At 73.6% G+C, this 17674-nt stretch carries 15 protein-coding genes and 1 riboswitch; of the genes, 3 read left to right on the top strand and 12 right to left on the bottom strand.

Translation table 11 applies throughout. The features are described from left to right. Positions 1–62: 62 nt before the first annotated feature. From C4U44_RS02480 to C4U44_RS02470, 3 genes are all read right to left on the bottom strand, one after another. Positions 63–1247: an ArsA family ATPase gene (locus C4U44_RS02480; RefSeq protein ID WP_103883875.1), complete on the bottom strand. Its 1185-nt coding sequence runs from the start codon at positions 1245–1247 to the stop codon at positions 63–65. A gap of 2 nt (positions 1248–1249) precedes the next feature. Then, on the bottom strand, positions 1250–1741 hold the full coding sequence (locus C4U44_RS02475; protein WP_103883874.1) for an SRPBCC family protein: 492 nt from the start codon (positions 1739–1741) through the stop codon (positions 1250–1252). Between the two features lie 109 nt (positions 1742–1850). Next, positions 1851–2612, bottom strand: coding sequence for a metallophosphoesterase family protein (locus C4U44_RS02470; RefSeq protein ID WP_103883873.1), 762 nt, complete (start codon positions 2610–2612; stop codon positions 1851–1853). Positions 2613–2753: 141 nt separating this feature from the next. On the opposite strand from C4U44_RS02470, the gene C4U44_RS02465 reads away from it, so the two are divergent. Beyond that, positions 2754–4550: an AMP-dependent synthetase/ligase gene (locus C4U44_RS02465; RefSeq protein ID WP_103883872.1), complete on the top strand. Its 1797-nt coding sequence runs from the start codon at positions 2754–2756 to the stop codon at positions 4548–4550. A 222-nt stretch (positions 4551–4772) separates the two neighbouring features. Here C4U44_RS02465 and C4U44_RS02460 read toward each other — a convergent pair whose 3' ends face one another. The 7 genes from C4U44_RS02460 to C4U44_RS02430 all read right to left on the bottom strand — a co-directional run bounded on the left by C4U44_RS02460 (position 4773) and on the right by C4U44_RS02430 (position 13269). Beyond that, a complete protein-coding gene (locus C4U44_RS02460; protein WP_103883871.1) occupies positions 4773–5903 on the bottom strand; it encodes a glycosyltransferase family 4 protein in 1131 nt (376 codons plus the stop codon). 37 nt (positions 5904–5940) lie between these two features. Beyond that, positions 5941–7149 (bottom strand): M48 family metalloprotease, encoded by a 1209-nt coding sequence (locus tag C4U44_RS02455; protein ID WP_103883870.1) that lies wholly within the window; start codon positions 7147–7149, stop codon positions 5941–5943. Further along, positions 7146–8396: a basic secretory family protein gene (locus C4U44_RS02450; protein WP_235031746.1), complete on the bottom strand. Its 1251-nt coding sequence runs from the start codon at positions 8394–8396 to the stop codon at positions 7146–7148. The genes C4U44_RS02455 and C4U44_RS02450 overlap by 4 nt, the downstream gene beginning before the upstream one ends. Positions 8397–8477: 81 nt before the next feature. Further along, positions 8478–9527, bottom strand: coding sequence for a C40 family peptidase (locus C4U44_RS02445; protein WP_103883868.1), 1050 nt, complete (start codon positions 9525–9527; stop codon positions 8478–8480). Between the two features lie 249 nt (positions 9528–9776). Continuing rightward, positions 9777–10808 carry a C40 family peptidase gene (locus C4U44_RS02440; RefSeq protein ID WP_103883867.1) on the bottom strand — a complete coding sequence of 344 codons (1032 nt, stop codon included), beginning with the start codon at positions 10806–10808 and terminating at the stop codon, positions 9777–9779. A 514-nt stretch (positions 10809–11322) separates the two neighbouring features. Beyond that, positions 11323–12645 carry an NYN domain-containing protein gene (locus C4U44_RS02435; RefSeq protein WP_235031788.1) on the bottom strand — a complete coding sequence of 441 codons (1323 nt, stop codon included), beginning with the start codon at positions 12643–12645 and terminating at the stop codon, positions 11323–11325. 363 nt (positions 12646–13008) lie between these two features. Then, the gene (locus C4U44_RS02430) at positions 13009–13269 is read right to left on the bottom strand and encodes a hypothetical protein (RefSeq protein WP_103883866.1); all 261 of its coding nucleotides are present in this window, start codon (positions 13267–13269) and stop codon (positions 13009–13011) included. 166 nt (positions 13270–13435) lie between these two features. Here C4U44_RS02430 and C4U44_RS02425 point away from each other — a divergent pair, with 166 nt between their 5' ends. Continuing rightward, complete coding sequence (locus C4U44_RS02425) at positions 13436–14215, top strand: rhomboid family intramembrane serine protease (RefSeq protein WP_103883865.1); 780 nt, start codon at positions 13436–13438, stop codon at positions 14213–14215. Continuing rightward, positions 14212–14493, top strand: a complete 282-nt coding sequence (locus tag C4U44_RS02420; RefSeq protein ID WP_103883864.1) for an Lrp/AsnC family transcriptional regulator — start codon at positions 14212–14214, stop codon at positions 14491–14493. Before C4U44_RS02425 ends, C4U44_RS02420 begins: the two co-directional genes overlap by 4 nt. Positions 14494–14733: 240 nt before the next feature. On the opposite strand, the gene C4U44_RS02415 is transcribed toward C4U44_RS02420, so the two are convergent. Next, complete coding sequence (locus tag C4U44_RS02415) at positions 14734–16152, bottom strand: aminotransferase class V-fold PLP-dependent enzyme (RefSeq protein WP_103884169.1); 1419 nt, start codon at positions 16150–16152, stop codon at positions 14734–14736. A gap of 199 nt (positions 16153–16351) precedes the next feature. Beyond that, positions 16352–16469: riboswitch (SAM riboswitch) on the bottom strand. 129 nt (positions 16470–16598) lie between these two features. Then, positions 16599–17666 (bottom strand): anthranilate phosphoribosyltransferase, encoded by a 1068-nt coding sequence (gene trpD / locus C4U44_RS02410; RefSeq protein ID WP_103883863.1) that lies wholly within the window; start codon positions 17664–17666, stop codon positions 16599–16601. Positions 17667–17674 lie beyond the last annotated feature (8 nt).

Raw genomic sequence — 17674 nt, 5'->3', positions numbered from 1 at the left:
AGGGCACCCAGCCCCGGGCGGGGGCACCCGCAGGGGAGAGTGAACGTCACCACGGAGGAAGCTCAGCGCGGCCAAAGAGCAGGATCGGGGGTGAAGCGGACCCGGAGGGAACCCTCGCGGAGGGCTGCGCCCTGGACCGTGCAGCGGCGCAGCGCCGACGGGAGCGGGACGATCCGGCGGAACCCACCCGCGTCGACGACGAGTTCATCCCCGCGCCGGACGAGGTCGAGCCCTTCCCGCGAGGCCCCCGGCAACGGAAGCACCCACAGGAAGTGCCCCTCGGCGGCGAGTCGTTCCTCCACCGTCCAGGGCTCCTCCCGCCGCTCCGGCCCCCCGGAGATCGGCACGGACCCCAGCTCGGCGAACTCCGCAGGAGTACGCGGCTCCCGCCCGAGATGCGCCAGCTCGACCAGCGGCACCCCGTCGGCCGCGCAGCTCTCCGCGACACCCTTGAGCTCGGCCTGCTGCTGCCCGGAGAGCCCCGCGAGGAACGGATCGGCCGAGCCGGTCGGCAGCAGGCGGTTGGCGACGACCGCGGCGAGCCGGTGGCCGTAGAGCGCCAGCCCGGTCCGCGCCGTACGCAGCGCCTCCCGCCCCCGGGCCCCGGGGTCGACGACGACCGCCACGGCCGTCCCCGGATCCTCGATCACCGCCTGCACGGCGGCCAGTTCGCGGTCGGCGCGGGCCGCCGCGTCGTACGCCCACTCCGCGGGCATGGGCACACCCGCGAGCTGGGCCAGGACCGGGCGCAGCGCGCGGGCGGCCTGCCGGTCCTCGGGCAGCAACCGCCACAGGTAGCGTCGCAGTTGCTCGGGCAGGGCGAGCAGGCGCACCGCGTCCCGGACCGCGGGCAGGTCCACCACGACCAGGTCCCACGGGGAGGGCCCGGCCGCGTCGCCGTCCGGGTCGGGCAGCACCCGGGCGTGCCGGAGCGCCCTGAGCAGCGCGAGCGGATCGGCGCCGGGAAGCTCGGTCAGCTCCTCCGGGTCCAGCGGCGCGGCGCCGAGCAGGGTGAGCAGCGCCCCTATCCGGCTCTGCGCGTCGAGCGCGCCCTCGCGGAAGGCGGCGGCCGGGTCGACGCGGCCCAGCGTGAGGCCCGGCGGCGCGGGTTCCACCGCGACCGTGTCGGGGGTGAGCAGCAGGGTCCGTCGGCCGGCGCCGGCCGCCGCGGTCGCGACGGCCGTGGCGACGGTGGTGCGTCCGGCACCCGAGGCGCCGGTGACGAGCAGGGTGCGTACCGCGGCCACCGTCAGACCGACTTGCCGGACTCGGCCTCCGCGGCAGCGGCCGGCCGGTCCGCGTCACCGGACTCCACCCGCTGCTTCAGCCCGGCCAGCGCCCGGTCGATGATCACCTTCTCGGCCTTCCGCTTGATCATCCCGAGCATGGGGATCTTCACGTCGACCGTGAGCTGGTAGGTCACCTCGGTGCGGGCGCCGCCGTCGAGGGGCGCCAGCGCGTACGAACCGTCGAGGGTGCGCAGCATCTGCGACTTCACCAGCGACCACTGCACCTCGTTGGCGCCGATCCACTCGTACGCCAGGGTGTGGTCGTCCTTGATCGCCCCCGCGTCGAGCACCAGCCGCACCTGCGCGGCGTGCCCGTCGTCGTCGGTGGCGAGCACCTCCGCCTGCTTGACCTCGCCGGTCCACTCCGGATAGCGGTCGAAGTCGGCGATGACGCCCATGACAGCGGCCGGTGCCGCCTCGATCGTGATGCTCGACCTCGTGTGTTCCGCCATCGCCGTGGCCCTCCGGACTACTGGTGCAGCTGCTGAAAGTGCTGATAGCGCTCGTACTGCTCGACCTGCTCGACGTGGGGAAGGCTATCGCGCCGCGCCCCGTGGCAGGTCACCACTGCAGCGCCCACGGGGCGTGCGTGTGGTTGAAGTGGCCGACGTTCACGCATTCGGTGCGGCCGATCCGGGTGCGGCGCACCAGCGGCTGGTGCACGTGCCCGAAGAGCGCGTACTTCGGCTGGACGGACCGCACGGCCTCCAGCAGCGCCTCGCTGCCGCGCTCGAACCGCCGGGCGGAGGTGTCGTAGCAGAGCTCGGGGACGGCCGGCGGGATGTGCGAGCACAGCACGTCGACCTTGCCGAGCGCGGCGACCTTCGCGGCGTACGCCTCCTCGTCCACCTCGTAGGGAGTGCGCATCGCGGTGGGCAGCCCGCCGCCGACGAAGCCGAAGACCCGGCCGCCGATCTCCGCGGTGGCGCCGTCGAGGACGGTGGTGCCGGGACGGGCGTACTCCGGCCACAGGGTGGGCACGTCGACGTTGCCGTAGGTGGCGTACGTCGGGGTGGGGAAGGCGGCGAACAGCTCCGCGTACTGCTTGCGGACCGCCTTCTCGATCAGCGCGGGCCGGTCCAGGCCCGCCCACAGCTCCTGGTCCAGCGCGCGAGCGTCGTCGAAGCGCCGCGCGGTGCGCAGGTCGACCATGCGGTCGGCGTTGTCCTTGCCGAAGAGCTCGGGGAAAATACCTCGGGAGTGGTCGGCGTAATCGAGGAAGAGCAGGAGGTCCCCGAGGCAGACCAGCGCGTCGGCACCGTCTCCGGCCGAGGCCAGCGCCTCGGCCGCGCCGTGTACGTCACTGACCACGTGAACCCGCATGCCGTCACCCTATGCTCGGTGTGTGACGCTGAAAACATCTGTCCGGCCCCCCTACCGCGGGAGCTGTACCGATGGGTAACGTCCTCGCCGTCCAACACCATCCCTCCGGGTGCGGCGTGGCACCGATGAGGAGCAGCAGCCTTGCGTGAGTTCAGCCTTCCGGCCCTGTACGAGGTCCCCGCGGACGGCAACCTGACGGACCTGGTCCGCCGCAATGCCGCACAGCATCCGGACACACCCGTCATCGGCCGCAAGGACTCCGCCGGACACTGGCAGGACGTCACGGCGGCCGAGTTCCTGGCGGAGCTGCGGGACGTGGCGAAGGGCCTGATCGCCTCGGGGGTGGAGCCCGGCGACCGTGTCGCGGTGATGTCCAGGACCCGCTACGAGTGGACGCTGCTGGACTTCGCGATCTGGAGCGCGGGCGCGGTGACCGTGCCGGTCTACGAGACGTCGTCCGCGTCGCAGGTGGAGTGGATCCTCGCGGACTCCGGGGCCGTCGCGGTGGTGGTGGAGTCGCAGCCGCACGAGGAGGCCGTGGAGTCCGTACGGGAGCGGCTGCCGCAGCTCAAGCACGTCTGGCGGATCGACGCCGGCGCGGTGCGGGGTCTGGTCGACGCCGGGACCGACATCGCCGACACGGTGGTCGACGAGCGCTCGACGGCCGCGGGCGCCGACACCCCGGCCACCATCGTCTACACCTCGGGCACCACCGGCCGCCCCAAGGGCTGCGTGCTCAGCCACCGCAGCTTCTTCGCGGAGTGCGGCAACGTGGTGGCGCGGCTGGGCCCGCTCTTCCGCACCGGGAACTCCTCGGTGCTGCTCTTCCTGCCGCTCGCGCACGTCTTCGGCCGGCTGGTGGAGGTGGCCAGCGTGATGGCGCCGATCCGGCTCGGCCACGTGCCCGACATCAAGAACCTCACCGACGACCTCCAGGGGTTCCGGCCGACCCTGATCCTCGGGGTGCCGCGGGTCTTCGAGAAGGTCTACAACACCGCCCGCGCCACCGCGCAGGCCGGCGGCAAGGGCCGGATCTTCGACCAGGCCGCGGCCACCGCGATCGCGTACAGCAAGGCGCTGGACACCCCCGGCGGGCCGGGGATGAAACTGCGGCTGGCGCACCGCGTCTTCGACCGGCTCGTCTACGCGAAGCTGCGCGCGGTGCTCGGCGGCCGCGCCACCCACGCGATCTCCGGCGGCGCGCCGCTCGGCGAGCGGCTGGGCCACTTCTACCGGGGCATCGGCTTCACCGTCCTGGAGGGCTACGGCCTCACCGAGTCCTGCGCGGCCACCGCGTTCAACCCGTGGGACCGGACGAAGATCGGTACGGTCGGGCAGCCGCTGCCCGGCTCCACCGTGCGGATCGCCGACGACGGCGAGGTCCTGCTGTACGGCGAGCACCTGTTCACCGGGTACTGGAACAACGACGCGGCCACGCAGGACGCCGTCTCCGACGGCTGGTTCCACACCGGGGACCTCGGCACCCTCGACAGCGACGGGTATCTGACGATCACCGGCCGCAAGAAGGAGATCATCGTCACCGCCGGCGGGAAGAACGTCGCGCCCGCGGTGATCGAGGATCGGATCCGTGCGGATGCGCTGGTCGCGGAGTGCATGGTGGTCGGTGAGGGGCGGCCGTTCGTGGGGGCGCTCATCACGCTCGACGAGGAGTTCCTGCCGCGCTGGGCCGAGCAGCACCACAAGTCCGGTCGTACGTCGGGGGAGCTCGCCACCGACCCGGATCTCCTCGCGGCCGTCCAGCACGCGGTGGACGAGGGGAACGCGGCGGTCTCCAAGGCGGAGTCGGTCCGCAAGTTCCGTATCCTGCCGGGGCAGTTCACCGAGGAGTCGGGACACATCACCCCTTCCCTCAAGCTGAAGCGGGCGGTGGTCGCGCGCGACTTCGCCGCGGACATCGAGGCGATCTACTCCGCGTAGGGCGGTGCCCCGGTCCCCCCGGGGTGCCCCCGTCCTGTTGACACGGGACCTTGCGGTCCGCTGTGGTTCGTCGCGCAGTTCCCCGCGCCCCTTGGTGGTTGCCCTGTTTTCGCGGAGGGACCCGCACCAACCAGGGGCGCGGGGAACTGCGCGGGCAACCGGTCACCGGGCTGCAGCTGAGTACGAGACAGAGACCGTCGCGGCGGCGAGGTCCGGCGGGAGCTAGAGCAAGGACTGGAGGCGGTTCGCGAGGAGATCCCACCTCCACTCCTCGTGGACCCAGCGCCTCCCGCGCTCCCCCATGGAACGCCGCAACTCCGGGTCGCGCAGGAGCGTGAGAACGCGGGAGGAGGTCTGCTCGGGGGAGCCGCCGCGGACGACGTACCCGCTCTCCCCGTCGAGGACCGCGTCCGGCGCCCCTCCGGAGTCGCCGGCGACGACGGGCAACCCGGTCGCGGACGCCTCCAGGTAGACGATGCCGAGCCCTTCGACGTCCAGCCCGCCCCGCCGGGTCCTGCACGGCATGGCGAACACATCACCCGCGCCGTAGTGCGCGGGCAGTTCGGACCACGGCACGCTCCCGGTGAACCGTACGGCCGCGGCGACCCCGGTGTGCGCGGCCAGCTTCTCCAACTCCGCGCGGTGCGGCCCGTCCCCGACGATCAGGAGCACCGCGTCGGGGATCTCGTGGAGGATGCGCGGCATCGCGAGGATGAGGGTGTCCTGGCCCTTGCGCGGCACCAGGCGCGACACGCAGACGACCACCGGCCGGTCGGCCAGCCCGAGCCGGGCCCGCAGCACGGGGCCGTCGGGGCCCGGGTGGAAGACCTTCTCGTCGACGCCGGGCGGCAGTTGGACCATCCGCGCGGCCGCCTGGGGCGTGAGCGCGGCGGCGATCCGGGACCGGGTGTACTCCCCCAGGTAGGTCAGCGCGTCGGTGCCCTCGCCGATCCTGCGCAACAGCTGCCGGCTGGCCGGGAGTTGCGCCCACGCCGCCTCGTGGCCGTGCGTGGTGCCCACCAACCGCCGCGCGCCGGCCCTCCGCAGCGCGGGTGCCATCAGCCCGAGCGGCGCTGCCGCGCCGAACCACACGGACGAGCAGCCGTGTTCGCGCAGCAACTCCGCGGCGCGGCGGGTCACTCGCGGCGTCGGCACCATCATCTTCGTCCGGTCCCGCACCACCGTGAACGGCTGTTCCGCGTCGAACGCCGCGACCTCGCTCCCGTCGCGCCAGGTCGAGGCGTAGACCACGACCTTCCCGGGGTCCATCCGCAGCGCCATGCCGTGCACGAACGACTGGATGCCGCCCGGCCGCGGCGGGAAGTCGTTGGTCACGATGAGGGTCTTTTCCATCGCCGCCGACAGTACCGCCTCCCCTGCGCGGCACCGCTCATCCGGTGTGCCGGGCGCTCCAGGTGCGGGCGGCCGCGATGCGTTCGGCCGGGGTGGGGTGGCTGCCGAGCAGGGCGTGGGCGAGGCGGGGCGGCGCCGGGTCGGCGACGTTGGCGACGGTGAGGCGGCGCTGCATCGCGATGAACAGGTCCGGGTCGGCGGTGGTGTCGAGGGCGTGCCGGTCGGCGCGGCGCTCGATGCGGCGGCTGAGGGCGGCGGTGAGCGGTCCGGCCAGGGCGCCGCCGACCGCGGCGACGGCGGCGAGCAGCCAGGCGGAGCGGGGGTCGGCGAAGTGCCGGACCCCGGCCGCGTGCAGCAGCGGGTCCCAGCTGACGACGGCGGCCAGTACGCAGGCGCCCGCGGCGGCGCCGACCGCGCCGAACACGGTGCCGCGCGCCACGTCGCGGTGGACGACGTGGCCGAGTTCGTGGGCGACGACGAGTTCGACCTCGCGCGGGTCCGCCGTGGTGAGCAGCGTGTCGTAGACGACGATCCGCCGGGTGCCGGCGAGCCCGGACACGTACGCGTTGAGCGCGGTGGTGCGGCGGGAGGCGTCGGCGACCAGGACATCGCGTACGGCGACGCCGTCGCGGTCGGCGAGGGCGAGCAGGGTGTCGCGCAGCGGTCCCGGCTCCATGGGGCGGAAGCGGTTGAAGAGCGGTTCGAGGACGAGCGGCGCGAGGAAGGAGAGCGCCAGGGTCAGCACGGCCGCCCCGAGCGCCGCCCACGCCCACCACCAGCGGGTCACCCCGGCCAGCGCGTAGACCGCGAAGAGCGCGCCGAAGGCCAGCGGCAGGGACACCAGCAGCCCGCGCAGCCGGTCCGCCGCCCAGCCCCGCCAGCCCTGGGTGACCAGGCCGTACCGGACCCGGATCACCCGCCCCCGCGCGGCGAACGGCAGCGACAGCACCTCCTCCAGCAGCACCAGCGTGATCGCGGCGCCCACCACCCGCACCGCCCACCCGGTGCCGAACGCCGCGACCAGGTGCGCTCCGCCGGAGGTCAGCCCGAGGGCGAGCAGCAGCGCGAGGGAGGCCGCGGAGGAGGCCAGTGACAGCGGCAGCACCTGCCGCCGCAGCGCCCGCCCCCGGGCTACTTGCTCGGGCGTGAAGTCGGGCCCGCCGTCCCCGTCGCCGGGGCCCGGGCCGCCACCGCCGCCCGGAGCGCCGTCACGGCCCTCGTCGTCGTGCCCGTCCTGCCCGCTCACCCCAACTCCTGTTCCACGGAGGACCGCCACCGGGTGGTGAACTCCGCGAGCCCGATGCCGAGCGAGGCCCGCAGCCGGGCGTCCAGCGTGCCGCCCTTCGCCACCGCGCGGTAGAACGCGGTCAGTGTCTCCGGCGACCACTGGTCGGCGATCATCCGGCAGGCGAGCCAGCCGCCCTCGTATGCCTGCGCGAGGTTCCCGGCGGTGGAGCGGAAGTCGGCGTCGGTGGGCAGCGCGGTGGGGGTGCGGCCGGCCTTGACGTCGGCGGCGAGTTCGGGCGCGATCTCGGGGGCGGTGCGCCCGGAGTCGCGGTAGGCCACCCAGTCCGCGACGCCCTCCGACAGCCACAGCGGGGTGTGCGCGGTGGTGGACAGCCGGGTGGCGACGTGCGTGGTCTCGTGGGTGAGCACCACCTGCCGCCCGAACGCGGACAGTTCACCGAACGCCGCCGGGTTGACGATCACCCGGTCCGCGGGCGCTGCCGCGTTGCCGCCGCCCTCGCCGGTGGTGACCGCGGCGATGTCCTGGTAGTCGGCGGGCTTCACCGCGAGCAGCGCCGCCATCTGGTCGAGGGTGGAGGGCGCCTCGATCACCACGCTGCCCGGCCAGCCGGAGCCGAACGCGTGGCGCACCTCGGGCACCGCCTTGTCGGCGTCGTCGGCGTAGCCGCGCAGGGTGCGCGCGGCGCCGAGCCCCAGCACCAGGCTGTGCGCCCCGCGTACCACCCGTACCGGGCCCTGGTCCCACAGCTGGACGGCCGTGCGGTGGCCGCCGGCCGCGCCGACCGAGCCGTCTTGGTCGCCGGCCAGGTACCAGCGGGTGCCATGCCGGGCGAGGGTGAGGTACGCGGTGGAGACCACCGGCCGGGCGTCGTAGCCGCGCAGCCGGTAGCTCAGCCGCACCTCCGCGGCGGTGCGGCGGGTGCCGTCGGCGGTGGGCGGCAGCGGGAAGGCCCCGGTCCGGACGAGCTGGTACGACCAGGCGGCGAGCGGCACCTCGGCGAGGTTGCCGAACACCTTGCTCTGCCGGGCGCGGAAGCTCGTCGCGGACGGGTCGATCCCGGCGAGGAACGCGGTGCGGTCGTGGTGCAGCACCGCGGCGGCATGCTGCGCGAGCAGGCTGCGCGCGGCCGCGTCTACCCCGGACCCGGCCGCCGCCTTCTTCCCGCCCGTCGTGCACCCGCCGACGAGGAGCACCCCGCTCACGGCCACCGCGAAGGCCCGCACCCACCGCTTCCCAACCCGCACGCAGCCGATCGTACGGCCTCCGCCGGCGGCCCCGGGATGCTGCTCCGCCCCCGGCGCCCGCGCGGCCCCGGCAGATGCGTCCTACGGACGGGTGATCGCGGTGATCGGCATCATGTTCACCGGGTCGTAGCGCACCCGCGCACCCGGGTAGGGCGCGTGGATGACCTGCCCGCCGCCCACGTACATCCCCACGTGGCTGGCGTCGGAGCGGTAGATCACCAGGTCGCCGGGGCGGGCCTGGTCCAGCGGGATGTGCGGTCCGGCGTTCATCTGCTCCTGGGAGGTCCGCGGCAGCGCCACCCCGGCCTGTGCGTAGGCGTACTGCATCAGCCCGGAGCAGTCGAAGGAGCCCGGGCCGGTGGCGCCCCACACGTAGGGCGCGCCGAGCATGCGGCGGGCCGCGGCCACGGCGATCGCGGCCCGGCCGGAGGACGCGGGCAGGTTCAGCAGCGGCGGCAGCACCTGGTCGCGGGAGGCGCGCGGGTCGCCGCCGGCGCGGAAGGCGGCGCGCTGGGCCGGCGGCATCCCGGACAGTACCGCCTGGGCGCCGGCCAGCGCGGTCTGCACGGCTTTCTTGCGGTGCTGGAGCTGGTTGGTGACGCCCTGCAGCTCGGCCAGCTTGCCGGCGGCCTCGCTCCGCTGCAGCCGCAACGTCCGCTCGGCGTCCTGGAGTTCGTCGAGCTGGGCGACCTGGCGTTCGCCGAGCCGGTCGAGCGCGGACGCCTGGTCGAGGTACTGCGCCGGGTGGTCGGACAGCAGCAGCGCCAGCGTCGGATCGACGGCGCCCTCGCGGTACTGCGAGGCCGCCACCGCGCCCAGGTCGTCGCGGAGCGCGTTGACCCGCTGCTGGCCGCGCGCGGCGCGGTCCTGGAGGTCGGCGACCTCGCCGCGCAGCTGCTTCGCGGTCTCCTGGGCGGCGTCGTACTTCTGCGTGGCCTGCTCGGCCTGCTGGTAGAGCCCGTCCAGCCGGGTCGCGGCGTCCGGGGCGGTACCACCGGAGGGGTCGGCCGCCGCGAGCTGGGCGGCACCGCCGGACAGCGCGGCGGTGGCCGCGGCCGCCGCCGACAGCACGGTGACCCTGGTGGTGCGGGCAGCGATGCCCTGGTGCGGGGTGCGTCGATGGGAAGCCACGAGCGCAGACAGTAACCGCGCGGTGGCGCCGTGTTCAAAGATCCCCGGGCACCCCGGACCGGGCCGCCGGGCGTGAAGCGCAGGTCACGCCCCCGCGGTGCGGCCTCTCGGCAAGGTGTTCATCACTCGTACGCCGTAGGGGGGTCGGGCGCGTCACGGCCCGCGCCGAATGTCATACGAACGAGCACCGCCGAGCGACCGCCGATCCGAACGGGACGGTCGCCCGGGAGCCCTCTCCCGCGGCCTGCGTCAGATCCGCACGCCGAACTCGAAGGGCATGTCGCTCATCGCCTCGTACCGCACCACGGCACCCGGCTTCGGGGCGTGCAGCACCATGCCGTTGCCCGCGTAGAGCCCGACGTGGTGGTAGTCGCCGTAGAAGATCACCAGGTCGCCGACGCCGAGTTGGGAGGCGCTGTAGATCCGGGTGCCGGCGTTCGCCTGCTCCTCCGAGGTCCGGGGTATGGAGGCACCGGCCTGCGCGTACGCCCAGGAGGTCAGGCCCGAGCAGTCGAACTGGCTGGGCCCGGTGGCGCCGTAGTAGTACGGGTCGCCGATCTTGGTCTTGGCGGCGTTGAAGGCGGCCTGCGCGAGGGCGGTGGCCGCCTTGGAGTTGCCGAGGTCGACCCGGGAGCTGGCCCGGTTGGCCGCGTCGAGGTCCTGCTGCTGCATCGCCGCGCGCTGCGCCGCGGTGAGGCCGTTGAGCACGCCCTGCGCCTTGGCCAGCTTCGCCTTCGCGTCCGCCTTGTTCTTGGCGAGGTCCGCACGCGTGCTCTGCACCTCGGCGAGCTTCGCGGTCGCCTCCGCCCGCTCCTGGTCGAGCGTCTGCTTGGCGTTCTCCAGCTGGGTCAGCGCGCCGGCCTGCAGCGAGGTGATCTGGTCGAGCGAACTCGCCTGCGCCAGGTAGTCGTCCGGGTTCGACGAGAGGAAGAGCTGGAGCGACGGGTCGATGCCGCCGCTCCGGTACTGCGAGGCCGCGATGACGCCGATGCTGTCCCGGAGCTTGTTCAGGGTCTCCTGCTGCCGGGCCACCTGGTCCTGGAGGTTGGAGGCGTCCTTCTGCAGGGACGACAGCTTCTCGTTCGCCGCGTCGTACTTCTGCGTGGCCTGCTCGGCCTGCGAGTAGAGCGCGTCCACCTTGGACTTGGCGTCCTTGACGGACTCCTTGGCGGGGGCGGCGTTGGCGGCCTGCGAGGACAGTGCGACCGCTGCTGCCGCGGTGGCGGTCAGTACGGTGACGCGCATGCGGCTTGCCGGCTTGGGACGACGGTGGGACGCCACGAAGGCGGTCTCCTTCTTCCTTCAGCCGCCTACCGGTTCACTGGCGGGCGGCCTCCGAGCGCCACCCGGGTTGGATGATCGACTGCGCGGAGGTACGAGCCCAGACCTTAGTGACCGGACTGTGATCGGTTCAAATCCTTGCAGGCAAAATCTCGACCGCTTCGCATATTCTTTACGCGGCAGGTACCCGGGGTGAGGAATAACGAACGCTGCGTTGGCGATCGTGCGCTCGTGAACGCCCAGCGGCGCCGAACGGCGCGAAAACTTCCAGGAGTTCACGCCGTCACGACGCGGCGCACGAAGGGCGTTCGCGTCCGCTGCACACCGTCTTCACAGCTGAACTCCCCCGTTCAGCAGGTCAGTTGACGAAGGGCGGCAGGCCACTCCCGCCATCGTCCACCGACGTCCGACCGGATCCGCCCGCATTCGTCCGGATCCGGACCGCATTCGGACCGTATTCGCCCGCATCCCGACCGGGCACCGGCTCCCCGCGGGTGCCGGCCGGGCGGCCGCGTCAGACCCGCGCGAGCCGCTTGAGCAGCAGCACCGACGCCACCGGGCGGGCGCCCGCCTTCGCGACGCCGTCGGCGACCTCGCGGTCCGCGGAGACCACCACGATCTGCCGCCCCGGCGGCTCGGCCCGCACCAGCCGGCGGATCAACTCGTCCGCGGTCTCACCGGCCTTGGAGAACAGCACCCGCACCCCGCGTGGCGGGGCGAGCAGCACCGGCATGTCCAGATCGGCCCCGTCGAACACGCACGTCACCTCGGCGCCGCTCTGCGCGGCCAGCGCCGCGAGACCGCCCAGCAGCCGCAGCCGCTGCTTCTCCAACGGCAGTGCCGGATAACCGGTCTTGGTCACGTTGTAGCCGTCGACCACCAGGTGCGCCTGCGGCAGCGCCAGCAACTGGTCGAGCAGCGCCGGATCGGTCTCGGACAGCGCCCGCGTGGCGATGTCGCGCGCGCTGAAGGAACCGGGCGCGACCGCGTCCACGGTGTCCGCGGGCAGCACCCCGAGCGTGTCGCGCGGCGGCAGCGCCAGCTCGCGGCGCAGTCCGGCGGCGGCGTCCAGCACGGTGTCCAGCAGCAGCCGCAGCCGCACCTCCTCCACGCTGCGCCCCTCCCGCACCGCGCGCCGGCCCGCCTCCACCGCCGCCTCGGCCTCGGTGAGCCGGGCCCGCAGCCGGCGCGCGTCACTCTCGGCCGCGGCACGCTCCCGCGCCGCGGCGGCCCGCGTCTCGTCCAGCTCCGCCTGGAGCTTGCGCTGCGCGGACTCGGCCCGCTTCACGTCGCTGTGCGCGGCCCGCAGCTTGCGGTGCAGCGCGTCGCCGTCCTTGCGCACGGCCTCCAGCTCGCCGCGGGCACGGGTCGCGTCGGCGCGGATCTGGGCCTGGAGCGCGGCCACCTCCTCGCGCAGCCGCACGAGTTCGCGCGCGGTCTCCTCGTCGGCCCGCTCGGCCTCGGCCCGCTGGGCCTCCTCGCCCGCGGTCGCCACGAGCTTGGCCCACCCGGCCGGCCGCAGCAGGTACGCCGCCGCGGCGACGTCCAGCGGTTCGGCGGCCGGCGGCGGGCTGCCCGCGTCCAGCGCACCGGTCAGCTCCGGCTGCGCCTCCCGCAGCCGCCCGGCGACCTTCTGCCGGAAGGCCGGGTCGGACTCCAGCGCCGCGGCCAGCGCGGTCGCGGCGTACTTCACCCGGCGCGACGGCGTGAAACGGGCGTACGGTCGCAGTGACACCGGCAACTCGGGGTAGGTGAACCCGCCGAACGCGTCGGCGGCGATGGCGACGACGCGGTGGCGCACGCCCTCGGGCAGCGGCCGGTCGAGTGCGGGCTCCACGGGCTCGGCGCCCTCGGTGGGCCCGGCGCCTTCCTCGGAGTCGGGAGCACCACCGGACTCGACGGGCTCGGCACCCTCGGCGGCCCCGGGGCTCCGCGCAGGCTCGGCGGAAGGCTCGGCCGGGCCTACGGGGCCGGCCGATCCGGCGCCGCCGGGCAGCGCGGCACCCCCCTCGGCCGCGGCCTGCTCCACCGGCTCGGCGCCCCGCGTCGCTCCGGCGCCCGGCCCGCTCTGCTCGGGGCGCGGTTGGCCGCCGTTACCATCCACCAGTCACTCCCTGTCGGGTTCCACGGCGCCCTCCCGGCCCCCTTCGATCCCTCCGGCCGCCGCCTGCTCCTGCTTCCATTGTCCCCGTAACAGAGCTCAACCCCGCGCGGAACCGTCCGTCACGTCCTTGCCGGGGCGGTCCACCAGTTCGACCTGGTCGACCGCGTTGCACCAGCGGCAGCGCACGGACTCGACGGTCTCGCTCAGCACCTCGGTCTCCTCGGTGCGCGGCTCGCCCCCGAGGTCGAGATGGACGTACTCCACCACCCGCGTCGAGCGGGTGACGTCGAACCTCGTGAGATTGCCGCACAATGTGCAGCGCCACCGGGTGGTCGCGGTCGGCAGGGGAACCGTCATCGGCTCGGCACCTCTTCTCGTGTCGGTGCGTCTACTTGGCGGACTGTGGTCACCCATACCCATCCCGGGGGGCGTGTGTGCCCCGGTCACCCTACGGCCTCGGAGCCGCGGCGCGCTGCGGCGAGGCGGTCTTTGCCGGTTACGCCCGTTCCGTCATGATCAATGCATGGTCATCCCGGTGTACGACAAGAACCCGGTCCGCCGCCCGCCGGTCGTGACCTACACGCTCATCGGGCTGTGCACCGTGGTGTTCCTGCTCGGCCCGCTCTCCGGCTTCGTCCGGGCCGGCGGGAGCGGGCACGCGTTCCAGTGCGTGCAGGCGGTCTACTTCGACCGCTGGGGCGTCATCCCGACCGAGCTCTTCCACGGCCGGCTGCCGGTCGGCGAACTCGACCTGCCGGCGGGCTGCCCCGTCCCCCGGCCGTTCCCCAAGGTGCCGTTCCTGTCCGTGCTCACCTCGATGTTCCTGCACGGCGGCTGGCTGCACCTGATCGGCAACATGCTCTTCCTCTATGTCTTCGGCGACAACGTCGAGAACCGCATGGGCCGGGTCAGGTTCGCCCTCTTCTACCTCGCGGCCGGCTATCTCGCCACGTACGGCTTCGCGCTCGCCAACCCCGACGACACCCAGAGCCTGGTCGGCGCCTCCGGAGCGATCTCCGGAGCCCTCGGCGCCTACCTCTACCTCTATCCCAAGGCCCGGGTCACCAGCCTCTTCCCGTTCCTCTTCTTCGTGCCGCTGCGGTTCCCGGCCTGGATCGTGCTCGGCTTCTGGTTCGTCCTGCAGTGGCTCGCCGCGCAGACCGCGCAGGGCGGCCCCGGAGTGGCGTACCTCGCCCACGTGGTCGGCTTCGCGTTCGGGTTCCTGTGCGCATGGGCCTGCTACCGGCCACGGCGTAAGGTGAGCGTCGTCATCGGGCCCACCCAAGGAGACATCCAGCCGTGATCACCGCGATCGTCCTCATCAAGACCTCAGTGGACCGGATTCCGGAGATCGCCGAGACGATCGCTTCGCTGGACCACGTGAGCGAGGTCTACTCGGTGACGGGTACGTACGATCTCGTCGCGCTGGTACGGGTGGGGCGGCACGACGATCTCGCGGACATCATTCCCGGGCAGATCTCGAAGATTCCCGGGGTGGAGGTCACCGATACGCACGTCGCCTTCCGTACGTACTCCCAGCACGACCTCGAGGCGGCGTTCTCCATCGGGCTCGATTCCTGAGGGTGCGTCTTCCGCCCGGTCCGCCCGGTCCGCCGGTTCCCGGACCACCTGCCGGTAGGGGGTTGCTCGCGCAGTTCCTCCCCCAGCCTGGCGGCTGGGAGGTGCCCCCAGCGCCCCTTGCTGGTTGCCCTCTTTCCGCGGAAGGACCCGCACCAACCAGGGGCGCGAGGAACTGCGCGACAAGCCACGGCGGACCGCACGGTCCGGGTCGGACAGCACCGGGCCACCCGGGCGGACCCGTTACCGTACGGGCACGCAGCGCCCACCCTCGGTGCGGTAGCGCCACGCCGCCCCCTCGCGGACGAGGGTCCGCACCGCCCCGAGGAAACGATCGACGTGCTCCTCGGGAGTACCCGCCCCGAAACTGACCCGCACCGCGTTGAGCGAGCGCTCGCCGGGCGCGGCGTCCGGCGCACCGCACTCCCCGGGCTCGTCCGGCTCCGTGTCGAGCAGCGTCCGCACCAGCGGATGCGCGCAGAACAGCCCGTCCCGCACGCCGATCCCGTACTCCGCGGAGAGCGCCGCGGCGAGGTGCGAGGAGTTCCAGCCCTGCACCACGAAGGAGAGCACGCCGACCCGGGCGGAGCCGGCACCGAAGAGGGAGAGCACCCGGACCTCGGGAAGGTCGGCGAGCCCGTCCCGCAGCCGGTCGAGGAGTTCACGCTCACGGGTGACGAGGGAGTCGAAGCCGGCCTCGGTGAGCGCCTTGCACGCGGACGCGATGGCGTACGCGCCGATCACGTTGGGCGAGCCGGCCTCGTGCCGGGCGGTGCCGGAGTTCCACTCGACCAGCAGCTCGTCGCCGGAGCGCGCGACCTTGCGGGTGGCGCCGCCGCCCGCGAGGTAGGGCTCGGCGTCCCGCAGCCAGTCGGCCCGGCCGGCCAGCACCCCGGCGCCGAAGGGCGCGTAGAGCTTGTGGCCGGAGAAGGCGACCCAGTCGACGTCGAGCGCGGTGACGTCCACCGGCCGGTGCGGGGCGAGTTGGGCGGCGTCGAGCACGATCCGGGCGCCGTGCCGGTGCGCGGCCGCGGCCAGCTCGCGGACCGGCCAGATCTCGCCGGTGACGTTGGACGCGCCGGTCACGCAGACCAGCTTCGGGCCCTTCGGGGCGCCGTGCAGGGCGACGTCGAGGGAGGCGACGGCCTGCTCGGGGGTGCGCGGCGCCGGCAGGTACTCGACCCGGGCGTCCTCGGCCCGCTGCCAGGGCAGCAGGGCGGCGTGGTGCTCGGTGTCGAACACGTAGATCCGGGTGCCGGCCGGGAGCGCGGCGGCCAGCAGGTTCAGCGAGTCGGTGGTGGAGCGGGTGAAGATCAGCTCGTCGTCCGGGCGGCAGCCGAGGAAGCCGGCCACGGTCTCCCGGCTCTGCTCGAACAGGTCCGTGGACAGCTGCGAGAGGTAGCCGGCGCCGCGGTGGACGCTGCCGTAGTACGGCGCGTAGGCGGCGATGTCGTCCCACACGCGCTGGAGGGCGGGGGCGCTGGCGGCGTAGTCGAGGGCGGCGTACCCCACTTCCCCGCCGGTGACGAGCGGCACCCGCACGTCCCGGCCGAGCACGGGCAGCGGGGCCGATGTACAGCCGGGGCAGTCGGCGGGGGCGGTGCACTCCTCGGCCGCGCGGACCGTGGCGGCACCGGCGGAGCCGGAAAGGGAGCTGGGGATGGTGCTCGTGATGGTACTGGTGCTGGTGGTGACGACGCTCAAGGCGAACTCCCGGCGAAAGGCAGGCGAAAGCCGCACGCGACGGCAGCCGGAAGCGGCTGCGCGGGCGGCGCGAAGCATGGTGATCGGGCGGAATTGCTGGTGGCAGAACCGGGGCCGACTGGCCCTAACGCATTCGCTTGCTCATGAAAGAACTCCCCAGTCCGGCTTGCTGTGAGCCTCGCTGCATCACAGCCTGGTCATCACCCGGGGCACCCCGCCTCGGACGGAGGGTTGCCGGACAGCGAGCCGGGGCCTTTGCGCTGTCACTCGTGACCTGAGAACAGATTGTGCCATACAGCGGTGCGGGCGCAAGATGCCGTCCGAACCGTGGACGGTGTCCTGCGCCCGCGCGCCTGACCAACCTCGTGCCGGGGCGCTCGTCTTCCGGGGCGCCCGGGCACGTCCTACGCCTGGGTGGCCGCCGCCCACCGCTCCAGCACGACCGCGGCCGCGCCCGAGTCGATCGACTCCGCGGCCCGGACCAGGCCCTCGGCGATCCGCTCCTCCAACGTGCCCCCGCCCGCCGGCCCGAGCGCGGTCAGCGCCGCGGCGGAGTTGAGCAGGACCGCGTCGCGCACCGGCCCGTGCGCGCCGGCGAGCAGCCGCCGGGCCACGTCCGCGTTGTACGCGGCGTCGGCGCCGCGCAGCGCCTCCACCGGAACCAGCTCCAGGCCGACGTCCCGCGGATCGAACCCCGCGTGCTCGACCTTGCCGTCCCGGACCTCCCACACCTGCGAGGTGGCGGTGGTGGTCAGCTCGTCGAGGCCGTCGTCGCCGCGGAACACCAGCGCGGAGGAGCCGCGTTCGGCCAGCACCCCGGCGACGATCGGCGCCATCCGCAGGTCCGCGACGCCGGTCGCCTGCGCTCTGACCCGCGCCGGATTCGTCAGCGGGCCGAGGAAGTTGAACGGCGTGGCCACCCCCAACTCCGCCCGGGCAGTGGCCACATGGCGCAGCGCGGGATGGAACCGCACGGCGAAGCAGAAGGTGATGCCCGCCTCCTCGGCCACCTCGACCACCCGCTGCGGAGCCAGATCGAGGTTCACCCCCAGCGCCGCCAGCACGTCCGAGGCCCCGCTCTTGGAGGACGCCGCCTTGCTGCCGTGCTTCACCACCTTCGCGCCGGTGCCGGCCACCACGATCGCCGACATCGTCGAGATGTTCACGGAGTTCGAGCGGTCGCCGCCGGTGCCGACGACGTCCACGGTCGGGCCGGGTACCTCGATCGTCGTCGCGTGCGCGTACATCGCCTCGACCAGACCGGCGATCTCGCCCACGGTCTCGCCCTTGCTGCGCAGCGCCACCGCGAATCCGGCGATCTGCGCGTCGGTGGCCTCTCCCCGCATGATCGAGTCCATCGCCCACGCGGTGTCCGCGGCGTCGAGGTCCTCCCGGCGGATCAGGGCGTTCAGGATGTCGGGCCACGCGCGCGTTGCCGCACTGTCGCCTCCGGCGGGGTGCACAACGCTCATGGCTTCAC

This window comes from Actinacidiphila yanglinensis, from assembly GCF_900107965.1.
GTDB classification, from domain to species: domain Bacteria; phylum Actinomycetota; class Actinomycetes; order Streptomycetales; family Streptomycetaceae; genus Actinacidiphila; species Actinacidiphila yanglinensis.
The sequence above is the reverse complement of the archived record's forward strand: the minus strand, read 5'-3'. Positions and strand labels throughout refer to the sequence as shown.

Coding starts and splice junctions, on each gene's coding strand:
- C4U44_RS02460 (WP_103883871.1), bottom strand. CDS start 5,903: ATGGAAAAGACCCTCATCGTGACCAACGACTTCCCGCCGCGGCCGGGC.
- C4U44_RS02475 (WP_103883874.1), bottom strand. CDS start 1,741: ATGGCGGAACACACGAGGTCGAGCATCACGATCGAGGCGGCACCGGCC.
- trpD (WP_103883863.1), bottom strand. CDS start 17,666: ATGAGCGTTGTGCACCCCGCCGGAGGCGACAGTGCGGCAACGCGCGCG.
- C4U44_RS02470 (WP_103883873.1), bottom strand. CDS start 2,612: ATGCGGGTTCACGTGGTCAGTGACGTACACGGCGCGGCCGAGGCGCTG.
- C4U44_RS02430 (WP_103883866.1), bottom strand. CDS start 13,269: ATGACGGTTCCCCTGCCGACCGCGACCACCCGGTGGCGCTGCACATTG.
- C4U44_RS02425 (WP_103883865.1), top strand. CDS start 13,436: ATGGTCATCCCGGTGTACGACAAGAACCCGGTCCGCCGCCCGCCGGTC.